Origin of the sequence: Methanoregula sp. UBA64 (genome assembly GCF_002502735.1) — an archaeon.
In the GTDB taxonomy this organism is placed as follows: Archaea; Halobacteriota; Methanomicrobia; order Methanomicrobiales; family Methanospirillaceae; genus Methanoregula.
In genome coordinates this window covers 42,316-63,312 of the sequence record NZ_DAQC01000006.1, presented here as the reverse complement: position 1 = coordinate 63,312, position 20,997 = coordinate 42,316, and the positions used below count along the sequence as shown (strand labels likewise).

At 55.3% G+C, this 20,997-nt stretch carries 18 protein-coding genes and 1 tRNA gene; 7 read left to right on the top strand and 12 right to left on the bottom strand.

Annotated elements, in window-relative coordinates:
• Positions 1–65 precede the first annotated feature (65 nt).
• Positions 66–4,076 (top strand): PAS domain S-box protein, encoded by a 4,011-nt coding sequence (locus BP758_RS08695; RefSeq protein WP_292370483.1) that lies wholly within the window; start codon positions 66–68, stop codon positions 4,074–4,076.
• Positions 4,077–4,084: 8 nt separating this feature from the next.
• Here BP758_RS08695 and BP758_RS08690 read toward each other — a convergent pair whose 3' ends face one another.
• A complete protein-coding gene (locus BP758_RS08690; RefSeq protein ID WP_292370482.1) occupies positions 4,085–4,750 on the bottom strand; it encodes a flavodoxin family protein in 666 nt (221 codons plus the stop codon).
• A gap of 128 nt (positions 4,751–4,878) precedes the next feature.
• Here BP758_RS08690 and BP758_RS08685 point away from each other — a divergent pair, with 128 nt between their 5' ends.
• The gene (locus BP758_RS08685) at positions 4,879–6,630 is read left to right on the top strand and encodes a DUF2070 family protein (RefSeq protein WP_292370481.1); all 1,752 of its coding nucleotides are present in this window, start codon (positions 4,879–4,881) and stop codon (positions 6,628–6,630) included.
• A gap of 68 nt (positions 6,631–6,698) precedes the next feature.
• Here the strand turns inward: BP758_RS08685 and BP758_RS08680 are convergent, their stop codons facing one another.
• On the bottom strand, positions 6,699–7,040 hold the full coding sequence (locus BP758_RS08680) for an STAS domain-containing protein (RefSeq protein WP_292370480.1): 342 nt from the start codon (positions 7,038–7,040) through the stop codon (positions 6,699–6,701).
• Positions 7,041–7,957: 917 nt separating this feature from the next.
• On the opposite strand from BP758_RS08680, the gene BP758_RS08675 reads away from it, so the two are divergent.
• The 3 genes from BP758_RS08675 (at position 7,958) to BP758_RS08665 (ending at position 9,431) form a co-directional block, all read left to right on the top strand.
• Positions 7,958–8,518, top strand: coding sequence for an HNH endonuclease (locus tag BP758_RS08675; protein ID WP_292370479.1), 561 nt, complete (start codon positions 7,958–7,960; stop codon positions 8,516–8,518).
• A gap of 212 nt (positions 8,519–8,730) precedes the next feature.
• On the top strand, positions 8,731–8,883 hold the full coding sequence (locus BP758_RS08670; protein WP_292370478.1) for a hypothetical protein: 153 nt from the start codon (positions 8,731–8,733) through the stop codon (positions 8,881–8,883).
• Positions 8,883–9,431: a GNAT family N-acetyltransferase gene (locus BP758_RS08665; protein WP_292370477.1), complete on the top strand. Its 549-nt coding sequence runs from the start codon at positions 8,883–8,885 to the stop codon at positions 9,429–9,431. The genes BP758_RS08670 and BP758_RS08665 overlap by 1 nt, the downstream gene beginning before the upstream one ends.
• A 59-nt stretch (positions 9,432–9,490) precedes the next feature.
• Here the strand turns inward: BP758_RS08665 and BP758_RS08660 are convergent, their stop codons facing one another.
• The 5 genes from BP758_RS08660 to BP758_RS08640 all read right to left on the bottom strand — a co-directional run bounded on the left by BP758_RS08660 (position 9,491) and on the right by BP758_RS08640 (position 13,558).
• Positions 9,491–10,486 carry a nuclease-related domain-containing protein gene (locus BP758_RS08660; protein ID WP_292370476.1) on the bottom strand — a complete coding sequence of 332 codons (996 nt, stop codon included), beginning with the start codon at positions 10,484–10,486 and terminating at the stop codon, positions 9,491–9,493.
• 21 nt (positions 10,487–10,507) lie between these two features.
• Entirely contained in the window at positions 10,508–10,972 is a 465-nt protein-coding gene (locus BP758_RS08655) for a hypothetical protein (protein WP_292370475.1), read from the bottom strand.
• On the bottom strand, positions 10,969–12,030 hold the full coding sequence (locus BP758_RS08650) for a hypothetical protein (RefSeq protein WP_292370474.1): 1,062 nt from the start codon (positions 12,028–12,030) through the stop codon (positions 10,969–10,971). Before BP758_RS08650 ends, BP758_RS08655 begins: the two co-directional genes overlap by 4 nt.
• A 17-nt stretch (positions 12,031–12,047) precedes the next feature.
• On the bottom strand, positions 12,048–12,755 hold the full coding sequence (locus BP758_RS08645) for a hypothetical protein (RefSeq protein WP_292370473.1): 708 nt from the start codon (positions 12,753–12,755) through the stop codon (positions 12,048–12,050).
• Positions 12,756–12,880: 125 nt separating this feature from the next.
• A complete protein-coding gene (locus tag BP758_RS08640) occupies positions 12,881–13,558 on the bottom strand; it encodes an NAD(P)/FAD-dependent oxidoreductase (RefSeq protein WP_292370472.1) in 678 nt (225 codons plus the stop codon).
• 492 nt (positions 13,559–14,050) lie between these two features.
• Between BP758_RS08640 and BP758_RS08635 the strand changes: the two genes are divergently transcribed.
• Positions 14,051–14,623: a hypothetical protein gene (locus BP758_RS08635; protein WP_292370471.1), complete on the top strand. Its 573-nt coding sequence runs from the start codon at positions 14,051–14,053 to the stop codon at positions 14,621–14,623.
• 42 nt (positions 14,624–14,665) lie between these two features.
• On the opposite strand, the gene BP758_RS08630 is transcribed toward BP758_RS08635, so the two are convergent.
• From BP758_RS08630 to infB, 4 genes are all read right to left on the bottom strand, one after another.
• Positions 14,666–15,112 carry a hypothetical protein gene (locus tag BP758_RS08630; protein WP_292370470.1) on the bottom strand — a complete coding sequence of 149 codons (447 nt, stop codon included), beginning with the start codon at positions 15,110–15,112 and terminating at the stop codon, positions 14,666–14,668.
• 49 nt (positions 15,113–15,161) lie between these two features.
• On the bottom strand, positions 15,162–16,187 hold the full coding sequence (locus tag BP758_RS08625; protein ID WP_292370469.1) for a DUF1848 domain-containing protein: 1,026 nt from the start codon (positions 16,185–16,187) through the stop codon (positions 15,162–15,164).
• Positions 16,188–16,345: 158 nt separating this feature from the next.
• Positions 16,346–16,780, bottom strand: coding sequence for a 30S ribosomal protein S6e (locus tag BP758_RS08620; protein WP_292370468.1), 435 nt, complete (start codon positions 16,778–16,780; stop codon positions 16,346–16,348).
• 163 nt (positions 16,781–16,943) lie between these two features.
• The gene (infB, locus tag BP758_RS08615) at positions 16,944–18,722 is read right to left on the bottom strand and encodes a translation initiation factor IF-2 (protein WP_292370467.1); all 1,779 of its coding nucleotides are present in this window, start codon (positions 18,720–18,722) and stop codon (positions 16,944–16,946) included.
• Positions 18,723–18,997: 275 nt separating this feature from the next.
• Between infB and BP758_RS08610 the strand changes: the two genes are divergently transcribed.
• Positions 18,998–19,071 (top strand) — tRNA-His (locus BP758_RS08610).
• 829 nt (positions 19,072–19,900) lie between these two features.
• On the opposite strand, the gene BP758_RS08605 is transcribed toward BP758_RS08610, so the two are convergent.
• Positions 19,901–20,983 carry a radical SAM/SPASM domain-containing protein gene (locus tag BP758_RS08605; protein ID WP_292370466.1) on the bottom strand — a complete coding sequence of 361 codons (1,083 nt, stop codon included), beginning with the start codon at positions 20,981–20,983 and terminating at the stop codon, positions 19,901–19,903.
• Between the last annotated feature and the right edge of the window lie 14 nt (positions 20,984–20,997).

Here is a 20,997-nt window from a genome sequence, read left to right as displayed (position 1 = left end):
TCACCGGACAATTGCCACTCATCCAGTCTTTATACGTGCACGGGTGACCCGGGGGCTTTTAACACATGTACTCTCTCCTCTATGTTGACGATGAACCGGGACTTTTGGAGATCGGCAAGCTCTTCCTCGAACAGACCGGGGATTTTACCGTCACCTGTGCCCTCTCCGCAAAAGAAGCGCTTGAAAAACTAAAAACCATGCACTTCGATGCGATCGTTGCCGATTACCAGATGCCGGGAATGGACGGCATCGGCCTTTTAAAAGAGGTCCGGGCCCTGCACGGCTCCATCCCGTACATCCTTTTCACCGGCAAAGGCCGCGAGGAAGTCGTGATCGCTGCGATCAACAACGGCGCTGACTTCTACCTCCAGAAAGGCGGCGATCCCCGGGCGCAGTTCGCCGAGCTCGCCCACAAACTCCGGCAGGCGATCGCCCGGGTGCAGTCCGAAATGGCGCTGGCCGCATCGGAAAAGCGGCTCGCTGACATCATCAACTTCCTCCCGGACGCCACCTTTGCGATCGACACCAAAGGCACGGTCATTGCATGGAACAAGGCCATGGAGGAGCTCACGTCCGTTCCCGCATCGCAGGCCCTGGGAAAAGGCAACTACGAGTATGCCTGCGCCCTCTATGGCGAGCGCCGGCGCATGCTCATCGACCTCATCATCACCCCCGACAAGAACTTCGAGACCGGCCACTACACGTACACCATCCACGCACCGACATCGCTCACGGCAGAAGCTGTGCTCGAACGGCGCAACAAACCGCCACTCTATGTCTGGGGGACCGCAAGCGCGCTCTTTAACGACCGGGGCGAGCAGATCGGGGCGATCGAATCGATCCGGGACATCACCGACCGGAAAAAAGCAGACGACGAACTCCGGGCCGCAAACGCCCAGCTCGCCGCGTCTGCCGAGGAACTCCAGGTCCAATACGACGAACTGGCGCAGAGCGAGAACCTGATCCAGGAGAGCGAAGAGAAATACCGGACGCTCGTGGAGCACAGCCAGGACGGGATCTTCATCACGCAGAACGCCAGGTTCGTGTTCTGCAACCGGGGTTTTTGCGGGATCCTGGGGTACGCTGAAGGGGAACTGGTGAACGCACCCATAGAACAGGTTCTCGCCCCCGAGGACCGCGAGAGGGTCGTTGCCTGGCACCACGCCCGGCTCGCGGGAGGCGATATCCCCGAGGTGTACGAATGCCGGTTCCTCGCAAAGGACGGGAGTACGCGAAGGATCATGATGAACGTGGGGCTCGCCACGTACCGGGGAAAACCGGCCAGCATCGGTACGATCCGCGATGTGACCGAAGAACGGCAGCGGGAAGAGGAGCTGCGCCAGAGCGAGGCAAAGTACCGCTCCCTTGTCGAGAACCTCCAGGATGTGGCATACCGGACCAACAACGAGGGCCGGCTCGTGATGATCAGCCCGAGCGGCGTGGCATTGCTCGGGTACGATTCGCAGGATGACCTGCTTGGGAAAAACGTGGCGGATGTATTTTATTACCACAAGGAAAAACGCCAGGAGTTCCTTAATGGGATCCGTAAAGAGGGCCTGGTGAAAAACGCCGAGATCGAACTCCGGCACAAAAACGGATCGCCGATCACGGTCTCCACCAGCAGCCACCAGTATTACGATGAAGCAGGAAACGTGCTCGGGGTCGAAGGGATCCTCCACGATATCACGGACCTCAAGAAAAAAGAGGTTGAACTCAAAGGAGCGTACGAGCAGATCGCGGCAGCTGAAGAGGAACTGCGCGGGCAGTACGGGGAACTGGAAGAGAACGAGGCCCGGCTCCGGGAGAGCGAGGCCCGGCTCCGCTCCCTCCTGGAGATCTACAAGAACGAGCATGAGAGCGAACAGGCACTCTTTGCAACGGCAGTCGAAGGGGCAGGCGTCGTCACGTCAAGCCCGCTCGGCTACATTGCTCTCGTGAGTCCTGACGAGAGCGAGATCTCGATGGTTGCCGGGTCAAAGAAAGCGCTGGAAAATCTCCCGAACGGGAACCTGCCGCTCGTGTATCCGACCGCACGTGCCGGGCTCTGGGGCGAGCCGGTCCGCAGCCACCGTACCGTGATCACCAACGATTACCCGGCCCCCGATCCCAAAAAGAAGGGGCTGCCCGAAGGCCACCCGCAGATCGCCCGGTTCCTGGGCGTCCCGCTCATCGAGGACGGTCACGCGGTGCTTGTCGCCGGCGTGGCAAACAAGCAGTCCGATTATACAGAGCGGGATGCACAGGAACTGCTCCTGCTCGCCCAGGGCCTCTGGCAGGTGGTAAAAAAGAAACGCACCGAAGCAGCCCTCCGGGAGGAGCGGCTTTTTACCGATGCCGTGATCGACAGCGTGCCGGGCCTGCTGTACCTCTATGACGAAGACCTGCGGCTTGTCCGCTGGAACAGGTACTACGAGACTGCAACCGGCTGTCCACATGAAAAACTCGCCGGAATGCACCTGATGGACTGGTTTGCGGACGATGAGTCCCTTGCAGCGGTCTTCCGCGGGAAGCTCCAGCAGGCATTCCGGGAGGGATTTGCCGATCTGGAGACCGAACTGACGTTACGGGACGGACGCAAAGCCTGGTATTATTTTACGGCAGTCCCGCTTGAGATAGACGGTAAAAAATACTTTACCGGTTTTGGGGTCAATGTCTCGGCGAGGAAAGAGGCCGAGAAGAAAATTGCAGAGAACCGGCAGCAGCTCGAGGAGATCACGGCCACGATCCCCGGACTGGTGTACCAGTTCTACGCCCGGGCGGACGGGAGCCGGGGCATCTCGTATTATGGCGGCCGTGCACGGGAGATCTTCGGCGCCCCGGAAACATCCGATAACTTCCTTGCATGGTTCATTGACCATGTCCATCCCGATGACAAAAAGGAGTTGGTTGCATCCATCGATGCGGCGCTCAAAGACCACAGCACGTGGCAGTTCGAGGGGCGCTTTGTAAAATCCTCCGGCGAAGTTATCTGGTTCCAGGCACAGGCCAGCCCGGTCCGTCACGGGGACGAACAGGTCTACTCCGGTGTGCTTGTCGATATCACGCAGAATAAAACAGCCGAGCTTTCCCAGGCAGAGAGCGAGGAGAAGTACCGCCTCATTGCGGAAAATTCCCCGGATCTCATCGTTTTCGTGGACACACAAGGCTATTTCCGGTATATCAATTCCCCGGCAGCGGCCCTGCTGCACAGGAAACCCGAAGAGGTGATCGGAAAGCACCTGACCGAACTCTTCGGAGATGAGGCTTCCCCCCGCCTTGCCATGCTTAAGGAGGTTATCGAGAAACGCGTCCCGGTCCAGAAGGAGCTGGTGACCAGTCTCCCGGGGGGAACGTACTGGCTTGACGAGCGTATCCTGCCGGTCATGGACAGCAGTGGCGCGATCTACGGCGTGCTCGGGATCACACGGGACATCACCGAACGCAAACGCATGGAAGATGCGATTAAAGAGACCTCAAAGAAACTCCAGCTCCTTTCCAACATCACGCGCCACGATGTCTCAAACCAGCTCACCGTGATGGAAGGATACCTCAGGCTTGCCCTCACCGGACCGCCCGACCCGATCGTCCAGGACTTCCTTGCCAAAGTCCAGGGATCGATCCGGACCATCCGGCACCAGCTCGGGTTCATGCGGACCTACCAGGAGCTCGGGATCAAGGCCCCGGCCTGGCACCGGATCGCCGACCTGGTTGCCGGTGCAGAACTCCCCGGGATCGCCACCACCTGCAGCTGCGGTACGGCCGAGATCTTTGCCGACCCGATGATCGGCAAGGTCTTTTCCAATATCTTTGAGAACGCCCAGCGCCACGGGGAAAAGGTTACCCGGATCGTGGTCGGGTGTACCCGTGAAGAGGACCGGATCGTCATCACGATCGAGGACGACGGGATCGGTGTCCCGCTCGACAAGAAAGAGAAGATCTTCGAGAAAGGCTATGGCAGCAACACCGGCTTTGGCCTCTTTTTGTCCCGGGATATCCTGGCCATAACCGGGATATCCATCCACGAAACCGGCATACAGGGAAAAGGAGCGCGGTTCGAGATCGCCGTCCCGAACAGTGCCAGCCGGAATTTCCCGTAAACGGTCGCTTACAGCCAGCCGGCCTTTTCCCACCGGGCATATTCATCGGGACGGAAGTCCCGGTTCTCTTGTACGATCGCGGCAAAGTACGCACGGTTGCCGGCGATTGCCGCTTCCTGCGCCGGATCGGAGAAACCATCACGGACCGCTGCCACGAGTTTTTTCCCGAGCGCCCGGGCGGCAGGCTCCGCATCTGCAAGGGCCGCAGGGTTTGTGCCGAGCGCAATGCTCATGTCGCCGACTGAAACGGCCCCGAGATAGTTGAGGACATGGTTCTCGTACGCGACAACTTCGTCTCCGCCGGACTCGGCGGTTGTTGCAACCGAGCATCCGTATTTCCCGGCAAGCTGCTGGTAATGGATGGCATCCGCGAGCCGGTCGAAGAAAACCTTCATCTGGCCGCTCACGTTGTCGATGTACACGGGTGAGCCAAAAATTATTGCGTCCGCCTCCTTCATCCGGGCCACGAGACCTGCGAGATCGTCATCGTTGACGCAGACGCCGTTGATGGCACAGGCATCGCACCCAGTGCAGGGTACCACGCGGAGGTCGGCAAGATCGATGATCTCGGTCTCTGCTCCGGCATCTTCTGCCCCGGCAAGGACAAACGATACAAGCTGCCGGGTCGTGCTCCGGAGCGTCCGCGGGCTCCCGTGAATGGCAAGGATCTTCATACCAGTCCGGGTGGGACGGGAGATGATATCAGGCTTGAGGAAACGATGCGGAAACCTTCACATGCCCTGACCTTCTACATACCCTTAAATGACGCCGCCCGCTTTTTCCCCAAGGAGACGTGACCTGTTTGTCCGGTGATATGGACCTCCGGCTCGAAGCGCTCTCGAAATATATCGTAACGAGTCCCTCGTGGATAAAATCGTTCGCGGTGATCGTGCTCCTCTCGGGCTGCGTGGAAGCCATGACCATGCTCGGGAGCGGGAAGTCCATTTCGCACCCCAACCTCTTCCCCATTGCCGCATATCTTCTCCCGGCAATCTCGGCGCTCGCCCTGACGCCCCGGCTCGCCCGGGTCTTTGGCGGGAAGCTCTCGTACGGCTGGTCGGGCCTGACTGCCGCTATCGGGCTTGTGATCGTGCTCTTTATCTCGCTCTCGCCCATCCTCTTCTTTGCCTCGTCCTACCCGGTCTTCTTTGCGGTCTCGCTCGCGTTCGTCTTTGCATTCCGGATGCTGCTTCTCGCCGCGGTCGTCGACTTCCACCTCCGCCGGGTCATGGTGCCGGCGCTCCTGCACTCCGGCCTTGCAGTCGCCCTTGCCGCACCGTTTCTGGGCCTTGCATTCGTGCAGCTCTCGATCATCCTGCACGTCACGTTTGCAATCGGCGTGCTCCTCTTCATCAACGTGATCGAGCGCCCGATGAAGGCGAACTTCAAGGTAGGGCCGCTCGAACTGGCAAACGCGTTTCTCGCCCACCTCTCGGAAGGGAGCAAGAAGCTCGACGACTTTTTCCGGAGCATTGGCGAGCGCGTAGTCGTTCCCGAGGTCTCGCTTGCTCTCGCCCGCGAGGGAAAGGACGAGATCTTTATTACGATCCCAAACGTCCACCCCGGGCCGCTCGGGGAGGTCGGCGGGAGCAACATGCCAAAGATCCTGCACGGGATGCTCGGGAACGCCTCGATGGTGATGCACGGCTCGGCCTCGCACGATTTCAACCCGGTGGACGAGGACGAGGTTAAAAAACTGGGCGGGACCATCATCGCGGCCCGGCCGACCGCGTACGGGAACGCGGGCTGCACGGCGCCGGCCCGGTTCCGGTGCGGCTCGGTGGACGTGCTCGGGCAGGCGTTTGGCGACACCGCGATCATCGTTGCCACCCGGTCGCCGCTCGTGACCGAGGACCTCGATTTTTCCGTGGGTTTTTCGATCATGAAGACCGGCGAGAAATATTTCCGGCACGCGGGATTCGTGGACGCCCACAACTGCCTGGAGGTGGTATCGGACGGCGTGTACCCGGCAACGGAGCTTGCCATGGAATATCTCGGGGCGGCCGAGCAGGCGTACTCTATTATGGCTCAGGCCGAGCAGGTGCCGTTCTCGGCCGGCTATGCGGCCAGGGTTCTGCCGTTCTCCCGGCAGGAAGGCTTTGGCGATCTCGGCGTGCAGGTGCTCGTGATTGTTGCGGGCGGCAGGACCACCGCGTACGTGCTCTTTGACGGGAACAACATGCAGACCGGGGTCCGGGACGAGATCCGGAAACGGCTGCTTGCCCGCGTTGACGAGTGCGAGGTGATGACGACCGATACCCATGTGGTCAATACGGTCTCGGGCCGCAACCAGGTCGGCCTTAAGGTCGGCGTGGACAAATTCTACCCGTTCGTGGACGAGGCGCTCTCCGCGGCCCTTGCCGATGCCGTGACCGCGAGATCGGCCGGCGTGACCGCGTGGTGCCGGGGGATCGTGGTCTTTGGTTCTCAGAGGATCTCGCAGCTCGCGTTCACGGTCAACGGGATGATGGGATTTCTGTTGCCGGTCGCGGTCATTCTCCTGATCGGTGCGTTTCTCACGACCGCGATGGCGTACTTCCTGCTGGTGTACTAAAAAACCGGGGCCGGGCGTTATGCCCCGGATCCCCGGAGCCGCACGATGCGGTCCGCAGATCTCTTCTGTTATTGCGAGAGCGCCCGGACCGCGGATTCTTCGGAATCGTACAGGGAAAAGAGGCTCCAGAACCCGGACATGAGAAAGATGTGGTCGACAAATTTGGTGAGGCCGAAAAACCCGTACCGGACGCCCGCGGCCTTTGCCATCTTCCCGGTGGCAAGGAATACGCGGAGCCCCGAGCTCGATACGTACTTGGTCCCGGACATGTCGCAGAGCAGGGCTTTTGGTTCCCGGGCAACATATTCCCGGAGTTCTTTTTCAAGCGACAGCGCCTCGACATGATCGATGTGTTCGGGCAGGCTGACAATGATGATCCCGTTTTTTGTCCTGGCTCCACATAATCCCATGACCGGTACCCCGCGGATATGTCCCGGTTTTCTTTTTTTTGGGGTTTAAAGATTGGGAAAGAGACCGGGGAAAACTGTCGGGCACGAAAAACCGGGATACGGCCTGCAGTTCCGGGCATGTGCTTCTCCGACGGAGAATCTCCCCGGGCAGGAAGGCCGGGCCACAAAAAGGGGGCAAAAATGGTGCAGTTTTACACAGCGTTTGGGAGATACGCTAAATTTGCAGCCCGATTGCAAGAATACGCGAGAATTGTGGCGCTGTAAAACCCTAATGTACGCTTTTGGGCGGCGGATCTCCCGTTTGACGGACCCTTGCCCGCGGGAAATGAAAAGAAGGGCGGTTTTGGGGGTATGATCTGGACCCCGGGGGAGATACGATCCGGCAAACCGCATTCTCCGACGGAGCATGGGGGGCAGGATCCCGGGCACCAGGCCCCGATCCGACAGCGTTCGACCCAAAACCGACATGAATTGGTGATTTTTCGGGCAGTTTCACGTCGTAACAAAATATCAGCTTATAGCAGCGTTTGCACGGCCGGGTAATTTTTAATTGGAAGGTGGCACGCGGAAAATGAAAAGAAGGCCTGTTTTGGGGGTACGATCCGGACTTTAGGGAGATACGATCTCGTAGATCTACTTCTCCGACGGAGGGGCCCCCGCCGGATCACCGGTTTTTCGGATCCGGTAAGTCAGTTTCGCCAAAAAGCAAGTCAGTTTCCGGGAATTACCCGGTTATTCTCTGAAAATTACACCGGAGGTCTGCGGATCCGGAGCAAGCGTATTTAGGCTTGTTTGGAGGGACGATCTCTGAGGGGATCAGAGGAAGGGACGCGGATATTAAAAGAAAGAGGATACGGGCTTTATTGCCGAACCCTCCGATACTTTTATCGGCCCACCGCCACGACAGGAAATTAACCATGCCGCCACCCGCAGTAAAAACAATCCGCGACCAGATCTTCTGGCAGTACGCAAAACTGATCTCGAAATCCGCGGGGCTCGGCAATGCCCGGGCCTTCCAGATGAGCCGGTTTACCAAACTCCGGGACGGGGAGATTGTGTGGTCGTCCACGATCCGCGAATGGCTCCATGAGCACGAGAACCCGGACGCATGCATCTACTGCGGGGCGCACGCCATGCCGCTCACGACCGAGCACATCCTGCCCCGGTGTTGCGGCGGCCCGGATATTGCCGACAACGCGATCCGGGTCTGCCGGTCGTGCAACTCAGAGAAAGGCGGCAAGCGGCTGTACGAGTGGAAGGGTCTCGCAGAAAAGGATGCGATCCCGAGAATTGCAGAGGGCAAGTACCTCAAGCTGCTCTACGATCTCCACGAGCAGCGGGGCACGCTCAATATCGACAAAAAAGATCTCGGGCAGAAGATGTGCCCGGCCTGCGACATGCGGGGCCGGTGCGAGGCCGAGGGAACGGTGGAGAAGTTGTCGGTGTATTGTTTGGAAGGGGGGTTTCATGCGAAGTGAGAACCGGTTATGGCGTTCCCGGCCAATGGCAAAAATATCTGAGAATAAGGGTGAAAATATTCAGGTCCAACGGTATAATCAGTTCGTTCTTTTTGTCATAAGTGAATAATCTATAAATCATTAAAGGATAAAATAAGAGTCAGATGTCGGACAATGTCCGACCGGGCAGGAAAGTAAAGCAGTTTCCTTCCCGCATAATAAGGGGGATGAAGATGGCAAAGCCGATTGAACTGGGACTTGTCCTTGATGGTGAGGATGCACGGGAATTCCACCGGTACATGGAAAATCCGTCGCATTACGATACGCCTGAGGGCCGCGAACTGGCACGCAGGGCGGCATATCTGGCAAGAAAAACCAGATTATAATGGATATCTCTTTTGAAGATCTGAAGTTTGAAATTCTCCATGACGGCAGCGACCTGTCATCATTTTTATGCGAGGATTCAGATCTGTATGAATTTTTAACAGAGGATGCCCTTTCGAGCCAGAAAAAGAAACTCTCAGTAACTAGGCTCGCGATCTATAACGATGAGGTTGTCGGATTTTTTACGCTGGTCAACGACTGCATCGAGACAAAGGCAATTGCCGCATCGGACAGCGATCACGGGTACCCCTATGCCCGGTACCCGGCAATGAAGATCGCCCGGCTGGCTACGCATGATACTTACCGGGGGCGGGATATCGGCACGAACATGCTGCTCAAGGTCCTGATTATTTTCTGCCGGATTTCTGAGTATGTCGGGTGCCGTTTCATGACCGTGGACTCAAAACCGGAAGCGGCCGGCTTTTACCAGAAGTTCGGGTTCAAAATAGCTCAACGGCATTACACGGATACCGTGCCGATGTACAAGAATTATCCGTTCGAGGATACTGATCCGGGCACACGGCAGATATCGGAATTCCGGGATGCATAAGGGTTCAGGATACTCTCAGAAAGCCGGGCCCGCAATATCTGCCTGGTGGCAGACTGCGGTTACGACCGGGTAAGAATCCTGATAAACCGGTTGACATCTTCCTGCGAAAGCACCGGCTGCCGGTTCCGGATATAATCGCACGCTCTTCCCGGTGTAACAATATCGATATACTGATCGAGATACCGGCCGGAGCTGGAACCCTTCAGGGAGATAACAACACTGCGGACCCGGGGCCGGTCATTATTTCCCCGGTAGTAATCCTTGGTAAAGTACCAGAGGGCAAGACCGGCCCGCTGTACCTGGTGGATGAGTTTGTCGGATTTGGTTCCGATATCGGAACGTTTCCAGTTTTTTGTCTCCAGCAAAAAGATCCCGGTCGGGCCGGCAACGATGTGATCGATCTGGCAGGTTTTGATGTACTCGTTGTGTTTTCTCCAGTAGATCGCTTTTGCGAACCGGAGATTGACATCGTTTATCACATGGAATTCGTCCGGCAGTTGCGAGAGTTCGCGGATCACGTACTCCTCTCCCTGCGCCCCAACAAGAAACGATTCGTTTTCCTTCAAAAACGCGTACGAGCGGACAACCGTGCCGCACTCCCGGTCGATGGCTGCCTGTCTGTATTCGGCACGATGCCGTTTATCGTACCGGACATGATCCAGCTGGACGGAGAGCCCGGAGTACGGACTGTTGATGTGATGGTTTCGCAGCGCAACCGCAATCCAGTACTTTGCGGAAAACCCGATCCGGGAGAAGATGCCGTCCGCTGCATACCGCATGTGGTCGAACTCCCCAATTTCCTTATCGACAATCCGCGTCTGCCGGGTAATTCCCTCTTTGAGCTCCGCAGCAAGCCGGGTCTCTTCAAGGCCAAGGCCGGCAATGGTCTCGTCCTCCCGCCGGGCCACAGTGTTTCTCGTATCGGCCAGGATCTCATCGTAATGATCGTAAAAGTGCTGCATCTGGTCGAGCGTCTCAAACCTTTTGCCGTTGACGGGCCGTGTGCCGTTCAGGAGATATTTCGTGCTGCCGGAGATGCCGTGGATGTGGGACATGTGATTTAAGGGCAAGCTTAATTAATTCGGTTCAATTCTGATTGAGATTGAATTAAAATTTGGGTTCGCATAGGTTCTTAATTCTGAATTTCGCGATATAGATCTTCCGATTTTTTCAATATCCCCATGAAGTTCCCAAAAAAGGGCTGTTGCAGATACTCCAATTATATTGATAATGAAAGACGGATTTAATTGATTTTCATTTACCAACGTGGAATTATTATTTGTGAAATCCTCTAATTGTTGAAATAATTCAACTACATTACCAATGCACTCATTTTTTTCTGTTGCACATTCAATAAAAATACGCCCATCCTGATGCAATCTAAATAACTTTTGTGAAGGGTTCATGTGAAATGAAATAAAATTGTTCGGCAAGTATTTTACGATCGTATAATTTGAATTTTGAGAGACTTGTTTGTAAATTTGATCTATATCCCTAATATTTTGCGGATATTGGAAAGATCGTTCAATACTAATAATCATGATTGATCTTCCTCAATCTCGAAATAACTAAATGTTTTTTCAATTGATGAGAGACTTTGTTTAAATTTTGTTTTTGAAATCCACAATTGTTCTTCGAGATCAACAATTTTTTTAGATTCTTCCTCAATATGGTGTCGATCAGATACAGTAATACTAATGTATTGGTCTATATCTTGTTGAGTTACACTAAATTTTGAGGAATTGGTTATTACACCCTCTAATACTTTCGTTGTAGTAAATACCGATGTTGTGAGATCTCTATACATCGTGTCTTTATCTGGGAAAGTTGAGGGGGTCTCACAGTATGTTTGTTTAATTCTTGACAATGACAGTAAAGCAGAGGATATCTCATTTTTTGAAGGTGGGGCTGATAACTCCCCCGTGATTATACGAGATAATCGTTTTCCTGCTAAATTTTCAAGTTCTGTTCTTGTGATTAATCCTTGATCTTTTTCAACAATAAATTGAAGCATTTCGCGGATCTTTGATTTCGGTCCCGACACCCCACAATCTTTAAGATAGTTTGCAATTTCTAATTGCATTTGATCTGCAGTAAATTTATCAATTATTTTTAAACCAAATAAAAATCTTTTGAAGTCTTCAGGTTTTTTTCCTTTCCTCATTGATTGAAAATAATGTTTAATGGTTTGTGTGGATTTTTCAACATCTGATAATCTCCATCCAGATTCCCGTATTTTTTTGCCAGCATCACCAAATACTTTCAAATCATGGTTTTGTGCAATATCTGTAACTAAAGTACAACAAATTAATTTTTCAGAATGTTCCCTAACCCCAGATAAAAAAGCTCTCCAAAACTGGGGGAATACTTCATTTTTAAATTGGGCTAATGAAAATGAACCGGTGTTTTGATGTTTTGCTTGGATGAAATTAATACTCTTATATGAGTCTTCCTCATTAATTACAGTAAAATCTTCCCCATCGCATTCCCATTCAATTTCCCGAGATTCTTTCACAATTAAATAATATAGCGCTAATACCGATTGGTAGGAATATCCTTTTTGACCATTAATCCCTCCTGAATCTTTATTATATGTCATGGAATTCGCGTAAATTATTATTCGGTATTTTTATTTTTGTCTGACGTTATTGTGATGTCTGTCTCATTTTTCACTGTTTGATAAAAAATTTTTAATTCTTCAATTTTTTCTGCCAATGTGTTTATTTGCCCCTCAGAGATCTCTAATATATGTTCTCTATCTGTTTTTTTACATACATCAAGTGTTCTCTGGACAAAATGATTTGCAAAAATAAGGGTGTTTTCTAGAGGAATATTAAAGATAAATAATTCAGAATCGTTCCGTGTAATTTTTGTTTGGATATACACATTATCATCGTCAAGTAGAATATTGCTTCTTATTCGCATCCATTTTAAGGGATTATCAATCTGGCGTGTAATTGCTCGTAAAAAAATACCATATTTCGCCGACAAATTAAGTAAAAATGGCTTTGACTTACTTGACAATATTTTCTCTTCATTTAATTTATTTAAAAAATTTTCGAGCAGATACGTTTGTGATATTATATTTAAAAATATTGCAGAGCACGAGATTTCCAGATATATGCTTAAATTAGATGCAAGAGACCTTCTAATTTCTTCCACGAATGCTTTATTATTTGCAGAACTTAAATTAAATGCAAGAATATTTTCTATGTTTTCTTTATCTTTGTCGGATAATTTATCTAAAGCTACTCCTAATTTTGTTAAGAGGTCCCGCTCTTCTGGAGAGACATTTAGTTCAGATGTTCGAATGTTGAACTCCATAAAATTCTCCTTATTATTATCTCTCCATTTAGATCAATTACTATTAAATCTTCTTTTTTATCTCAAGAGATTTGCTTATTATTACAAGTTCTAAAAAATGAAAGAGTATATTTTAAGATACACCCTTACTCCACCCCCACATACGGCATCATCGCCACCACATCCTCCTGGATCTTCTCTAAGCCCACCCGCTCCACAAACCTCGCCGTCCGCTCGTGGTGCTGTGCGTGCGCCCGGTAATATTCCGCAATGCGCTGCACGCAGTCGAGGACCTCGGAACCCGAAAGGCCCTGCGCAATCAGGTCGCCGAACCGCGGCCTCGTGCCCCCGTTTCCCCCAAAGAGCACCGCCCAGCCCTGCTTCGATCCCACGATCCCGAAGTCCCGGGTGTGGCTCTGCCCGCAGCAGCGGGGGCAGCCCGAGACCCCGATCTTCACCTTGGCCGGGAAATGCCGGTGCCGGAACTGCCCGTCAATGGCCCGGGCAAGCGCGATAGCATCCTGGTTCCCGAACCGGCAGACCTCCGTGCCCGGGCAGGCCTGGACGAACTTCACGCACGGCGCCGCCTCCGGCTGGGCAAGCGGCCCGAGCTCCCGGACAACGGCGGGCACATCCTCCGGCGCGATCCCGGCAAGAAGGATACGCTGGCCCGAGGTCAGCTTGACCATCGGCACGCGGTACTTCCGGGCCGTGCGGGCTATTGTTTCGAGATCGTCGGGCGTTACCATCCCGGCCGGGATCCGGGTGATGATGGCGCGGGTGTTCGCGTCCCGCTGGGGGGTGCCGGTATGTGGTTCGGTCATGAAAGGCTCCGTTACGAAGCCTTGTACCGCAGAGGATTATCACTGTTGCGCCATGCCCGCCCGGGCAGGAAGGAAAAACCGCGGGTCCACGCTTAAAACCACAAAGAGAAACGGGTAACAAAACAGGAACGGGCCGCACGGTTTCCCGCGGCCGGTCACACGAGAGGGCAGGGAACCCGGCTGCCCCGGGACAGATCCGTACCGGACCCGGCCGGTTCCACGATAAGCAGATCGTACCCCCTGCCGGCGCGGAAAAACACCATATGACTCCCTGTCCGGTGCCGGCAGGATAGGTATGCATGCATAAAAGGCCCGTTTAACGGTACTTCCATGCAGGTCTGCCTGATCCTTCTGTTATTACCGGCCGGGCATAAACGTGGCGTTGAGTGAAAATTTTCCTGCACAAAATAACGGGAAAACGGTTTTCTGGAACAAAAAAACAAAGAAATACAAAGAATAACTCCTTTCATCCCGCACGTTCCAGTACCTCACATGACTCGCGGGATGCTCTTTGCCGGATTCCTCATCGTACTTGCCATACTTGCCGCGGGATGTACGGCCCCGGGAACGACACCGCAGCCGGATGACGGGAATGCAGCGCCGGTCACCGCATCCATGAACGCGGCCGTCAACACCTCGAATATCCCGCTCATCCTCACCGACGACCAGTGGAAGATGGCGTACGATTGCGGCTGGACAAAAGAAAATATCTCAGAAACCGCAGCACTTTTCCAGGATTCCTGCCGGGTCAGGACGCTCGTACAGGACGGCTGGATAATCGAAGGCATTGGGTATGATATAAACTACCTTGGCAGCCGCTGCCGCACCAGCACGCATCCCGATGCCCCGAAAGACTGCGACTGGTGCCCCGATGCCGGGCCGACACTCAGCCTCCGGTATCACGGCATCATGACCGCGGAATACATGGCGAATATGGTGACAAAGATCGTGACCCACTACAGCACGAACCTCCCTGAAGGCGCAGGTTCGGCTTCTTATGGCGACACGGATACGATCAGGTACCGGAACGGCACCGTGCTCTACGTGTTCAGGAACTGTACATAGGCCGGACCACGGGCCGCACAATTTTTTTTTTCGGCAGCAATTTCAGGTTCCGGAGATACTCCGCAATCCTTTCTGCACCCGCCGCACGTTCCGAATCTCTGTGCATTCGTCCCCGCCAAGCGCCGCGGCAATTGCCTGGACGTACGGCTCCTGCCGGGTCATGCTCGGCGAGGATTTAGGATCGTCACGGTGACCTTTCCGGCCCATCCCGGCATGGCCGGTTGCAATAAAGTACAGGAAATCCTCTTTTGGCAGGTTCCAGCAGCAGTTGATCTTCAGGCGGACGAAGTCGTGGTTCTCTGGATGCGGGTACATCGCCGCCCGGGTCCCGGCGAGCATGACCGCACCGCCATTATTTGACTGTGATAGTCCGACAACCCGGGCCCAGAGCGCATCGCAGGCCGCACGAGCCACCGTGCACTCGCGGCAGTACCGGTTGGAAGGCGGGTACCCGTCGCCCTTGTAATGCACGCAGAACCGGGTGTCCATAGGATGATGTTGGCGTTGGGGGAGTATAATTTTGCAGGGCTGGACCGGATCAGGAAAGCCGTTCCTGCCCCGGCCCGGCCGCCCGTTCACCCTTTCCCGGCACGACTTCCCCGGTGATCAGCTCGGCCTCCGGCGCACGGCCGTGCCGGGTAAAATTTTCCCGCGCCGATACCGGGCTCCGGTTCGCATAGCAGTACACGCACCCGTTCGGGCACGTGTTGTACATCCCGATATCTTTTGCCGCACTGCACCCGCACTCCCTTCGCTGCCCCGGATCTTTTCCCGGGTGCGCCCGGAGACAGGCCGCGAGCTCTGCATCATCCGGGGCAAGCCGGGCAAGAAGCCCGCCATCGATGCACCGGTTTTTCTCAATCCCGTACGCGGACAGGTCCCGCTCCTCCGCGCAGGCGGCAAGGGCAAGGCCCCACGCCCGGTTCAGCCGGGAGAGTCCCGCAGCGAACGCGTCCATCTCGTCGCCCGAAAGCTCCCGGATCCCGTGCGGGGCGGTGTGCCGGGCAACAGACGCGTACCGCATAATATCGATGAAACTAACAACCAGTTTTTCCGTAAAGGGCGCGAGCCGGTCCCCGATGTACCGGATCCGGAGAAGGAGTTCGTCCACGCCAAGGTTTTCTGTCGCGACCACCGGGTCGAAACGCCAGACCACCCGCTCCTTTCCGATCCGGTGCGATAATTCCTGAAACACCGCGATCCGCTGATCGAGCGCCGGCAGGCCGGGCTCGAAACCCTCCGGCCCGTAATCGTTGAGCGTGAACTGGAAATAATACGCAATCCTGCGTTCGTCAGGGAGCGGCAGCAGGGGAAGCACCGGGCCGGGATTTTTTGTCCAGAATACGATCGCCCGGGTCTTTGCAAACGATACGTACTGCACCCGGCCCGAGAACGGATTTTTCCACGCGAGATGCCCGCGCCGGAGCCGGGCAAAAAACCAGTCCGCATAGCGGGCGGGAATATCGGTGGCACGGCTCGCCGAGACGATCACCGGGGCTGACGCTTCTGCCCGGTCCCCGGCATCGGTCGTGATTCGTATCCGCTCATCACGCGTGCGCACCATCTCATCTCCTGCCCCGGGCCGTGCGTGAAGATCGGCACCGCGTCACAAGAGCCTTTCGAACCGGGACCCCCGGCAAAGGACCGTGCCGGAACAGACACGCGGGCGTACCCGGGAGAACCGGTATAAAAACAACAGCGCGAAAAAAGTATTTCCCGGAATTACTTCCGGGTCTTCTTCTCTTTCTTGTCTTTCTTCTCGCCCTCGGCGCCCTCGACCTTGGGGAAGAGCTCGTCAAGGGTCTTCTCGCCGTACGCGGTCACGCGTGCATTGACCTGCACGAACTCGGGGGTGATCTGGTGGGCGCGGATCATCTTCCTCTTGCGCTCGCCTTCCATCTTCGGGTGGAACCCGACGCCTTCCGCAAGAAGGAGCTGCTTTCTTCCTGCACCCGGCAGGCTTCTCCGTGCCGGGGTACCGGTCTGGTCGGAACCGCCGGTGATGAGGATCTTATAGCCTGCAAGCCCGAGCGGGCCGGCGTCCACTTCGTCCCCGATGTTCTTTCCAACAATCGCGCCTGCGGCGCCGGTACCGGCGTCGACATTGTAGGCGCGGCCGGTTTTCGGGTCTGACACTACGACTTTTAACTCAACCATGCTTGATTCACCTTATGGATCATCCCGGGAACTGCCCGAAAATTTTCGGGCGGCCCGGTTCACTCTCCGGCCCCTGGGCGATGATGTACGCCTGTGCACGTGAAGTACCCACTTAATTATACCGGTACGCTATTAAATCCTCGCGTCTCCCGGATCCGTACGATCACTTGCCCCAGAAGGGCTCGGTCCTGCGCCGGATCGCGACAAACTCCGCAAGCACTTCCTGCGTGCTCACGTTGAGGGTCTTCATCATCTCGCGTTCGAGCACTTTCACGTGGCGCTCGGGCAGGTCGACTAAGAGATCGTCGCCCACATTGAGCTGACGCCCGATGGTCACGCCCTCGATGGCAACGGCAACTTCAAGACCCTCGTCCGCTTCGCGGATCGTCTCCTGCCGGAGCTGGATGGTCTTTAGGTGCCCCATCTTTTTCCCGTCACGCGTGACGAGATCCACATCGGGCCGGAGCTTGCCGCCCAGCACCCGCACCCCCACGACTGCCGGGTTGCTCTGCCGGAACACGCAGTCCGGCATCAGCCGGATCTTTGCCGGCATCATCACGTGCTCGAACTGGGCCTTCTCCGCGATCCGTTTCTGCTCGTCGCGCCATTCCACGTACTGGTCGATAATCTGGTAGATCACCTGGCCGGAGAAGACTTTTACCTGCGTATAGAGCGGGTCTTTGATGATCTCGGCCGCGTCCGGCAGGATGGGCGTGTTAAACGAGAGGAGCACGCGGAGCATCGCGTTCTTGCTTGTCTCGGTCTCAATGAGATCGTGCCGGCTCACCGGACCTACCTGCGCCCGCATCACCGGGATCTGCTTTGCCTCCAGTTCCTTGCAGAGCGCTTCGAGCGCTCCGATCGTGTCAGCCTTGATCACGATCCCTTCTTCCGCGAGGTTCACGTGGATCTCCTGCATCTCCTTTCTGATCCGGGCCGAAAGTTCGTCCATATTGCCCCGGACCACAAAGAGCGGCGAGCCGGCGATCACCTTTTCGAGGTTCGGGGCCGAGACCTTGATCCCCGATGCTGCGACAACAGACTTCACGCGCTCGAACCGGTCCTCGACAAGAATCTCCTTCATGGGCCGGGGTTTTAAGAGCGAGCGGACCTTGGTCGTCACCACATCGTCCTGGGTTGCCATGGCGATCTCGTCGCCCACACTGAGCGTGCCGTTGTACAGGATCACATCGAGCGTTGTCCCAAGGCCCCGCTCCTCTTTGACTTCGAGCACGGTCCCCTCGCCCGGGCCCTCGACCGAGAGCTTGAGGGCATCGCCCATGTACCGCTGGGCAAGACCTATCATGATCATCAAGAGGTCCGCGATCCCTTCGCCCGTGTGGGCGCTCACGGGAACAATGGCGAGGTTGCGCTGGAAGTCCGAGACCCGGTCGTACCGGTCCGCGGAGAAGCCGAGGTCCGAGAGGTTGCCTACGATCTCGTAGGTCTTTGTCTCGATATCGTTTCTCACCCGCTCGTTCTGTTTGGCAAACGTGGACTGGAAAGGCTCGTCCTTGTTGATCCGCCAGCCGTGGATCCGGTCGATCTTTGTGGCCGCGATCACAAACGGCGTCTTGCAGTTCCGGAGGATCTGCAATGCCTCGATGGTCTGGGGCTGGAATCCCTGGCTGATGTCCACGACAAGGATCGCCATATCGGCGAGCGCCCCGCCCCGTGCACGCAGCGTGGTAAACGCGTGGTGTCCCGGGGTGTCGATAAAGAGCAGGCCGGGGATATTGAACGGGATCTTCTCCATCGAGCCGCTCATCTTTCTGATCGCGTCGATGGGAACGATCGTTGCGCCGATGTGCTGGGTGATCGCGCCGGCCTCGGAGGAGACTACCGACGACCCGCGGATCCGGTCAAGGAGCGATGTCTTTCCGTGATCCACATGCCCCATGACGCACACGATCGGCGTCCTGATCTTCGGGTCTGCCGCCATCTCACCCACTTCCCTGTTCGCACGCGCCCCGATGTACAAGGATTACGTAAAAATTGCCCGCGCCTGCGGCACAAAGAAAGATGCCGCAGCGTTGTTCCTACACGAATCCTGTCAGGGCCACCTGATAACTTAATGGACGCCCTACCCTATTAATAATCGCTCCCGGACACTCCCCGGGATCCGGCGCGGCCGGACGGGGAAAATGCGGCTTTTTGGCCGGCGCGGGAGGGGAGTTAAATTAATCAGAGTCCACGACCAAGTTAACAGGAACATCTGCCAGGGTAGGGTAGTCTGGTTATCCTAAGGGGCTGTGGATCCCTCGACCCGGGTTCAAATCTCGGCCCTGGCCTTGTTGCTTTTTGTGATTTTTCGTTTTTGATGATCGCTCACATTTGAATCATCTCTGTGACATCAAGTCTGTTGGACATTCTCACGTTTTCTCATTGGAGTCTGTGAAGAAAGTTCCTCTTGGGATAGTAAAGACTAACATAAGAGAGGCTATGAGTATTTTTTCTGCTCCACCAGACCATCCGGTTATGTTCGCAAGAATAGAGAGAATTACTAGAATGATGATAAACACAATTCCAACAAAGGCTCGTGTACGAATGAATTTGCTCATAGAAGTACTCCTGATAGAAGCTCTATAACCAAATACAATGGATTAAAACTTACAAAATTGGATTTTGGTTGTTAAAAATACAAATTTACATTAAATCGGACACTAATATAATATTAGATGGAGAGACGAAAATTTTCTGCAACCCGTACTTCTGCTCTCATGGATATAACAAAAAACTTGAATCTGCGGTATAAACTCGGGAATACCTACTATCAAAGAGACTGGCGAGGGGGATCAGATTTTGAAACGGGTGGTTATTGTGAGACAACCATCATCAATCTGGGACTAAAGAAGATATGCCGACAGTGTAAACGAGAATTTTTTACATCAACATGGAGATCCCGGGTAATTTGTCTGAATTGCAAAGAGGAATTGAAAAACCGTCCAAAAGGCTTCATACATGAAAAAATTTGTCCGATTTGTCATCGCCATTATACCTCAAAGAGATGTGATGCCCGGACTTGCCATAAGGATTCCTGCAGAAAAGCGTATTATCGGCAAAAAAAGCGTGAGTAAATCCGCTGTGGGAATGGGTTAAAATTCTAGTGAGATTGGTTTGTCACTTGCTCATTCCCACGATCTCATCGAGCACGGCCCGGTTCGCCCGCAGCGCACAACCCCCGTTTGTCTCGGTGAGGATCTCCGGGCGTTCCCGGATCCGCAAGAGCAGCCGGGACCGCAGGGCCGTTTCGAGCGGCACTTCCGCAAGGTTCTCGTCCGAGTACGGCGCTGCGGGACAGGGTTCGAGATTCCCGGACGGGCTGACGTGCACGAATCCCCGGCCTGCGGCAAGGCACCCGCCGTACTGGTCCTCGTCCCCGGGAAAGCCGATGAAAAGCGCCGGGAATTTCCCGGACAGTTCCGTACACGCGGCCTGCAGTTCTTTTCTCTGTTCCGGGGTAAGGACGAGGTCTTCTGTTCCCGGCTCCACGGGCACGTACTCGACAAAGGCAAAGACCCGGGCGCCGCGGCCGATCAGGGAACGGACAAACGATTCGTCTGTTACCCGGGAAAAATTCTCCCGGGAGACCGTGACCGAACAGCCAAAGAAGACCCGGTTCTCCTGTAAGCGCACAAGGACGGCAAGCAGCCGGTCGTAGACCCCGCTGCCGCGCCGTGCATCGGTCTCGCGGGAGAACCCCTCGAAGCTGATGAGCGGGACGATATTTTTTCGTGCCGCAAGTTCTGCCGCGGCCGCTGCATCGATTAAGAGGCCGTTTGAGAAAACGGGGAACAGGATCTCCGGGTGAGCTCCGGCAAGGGCGAGGATCTCGTCTTTTCGTACCAGCGGCTCGCCGCCGGCAATCACGATCACCGAGACCCCGAGGCGGCCCGCCTGGTCCACGATCCCGGCAAGCGTCTTTGGGCTCATCTCGGCCGCGGGCCGGTCGTGGCGGCCGTGCATGTAGCAGCCGGCACACGCAAGGTTACAGCGCGAGGTGATGCTTGCAATGATCACCGGGGGAACGAGCAGGCCTTCCCGCTCGTGGCGCTTCCTTACTGCGGCCGCTTTTTTCTGGTGCAGGAGGATTTCAGAGCCGCAAAAGAAGAGCGCCGGGTCGTCGGCAATGATCCGGACTGCCTGCGCGAGCGTTTCGCTGATCGCCCGGTCGAATCTCCCGCGGTAAGTCCCGTTCTCCATTGGATGTACCTTCC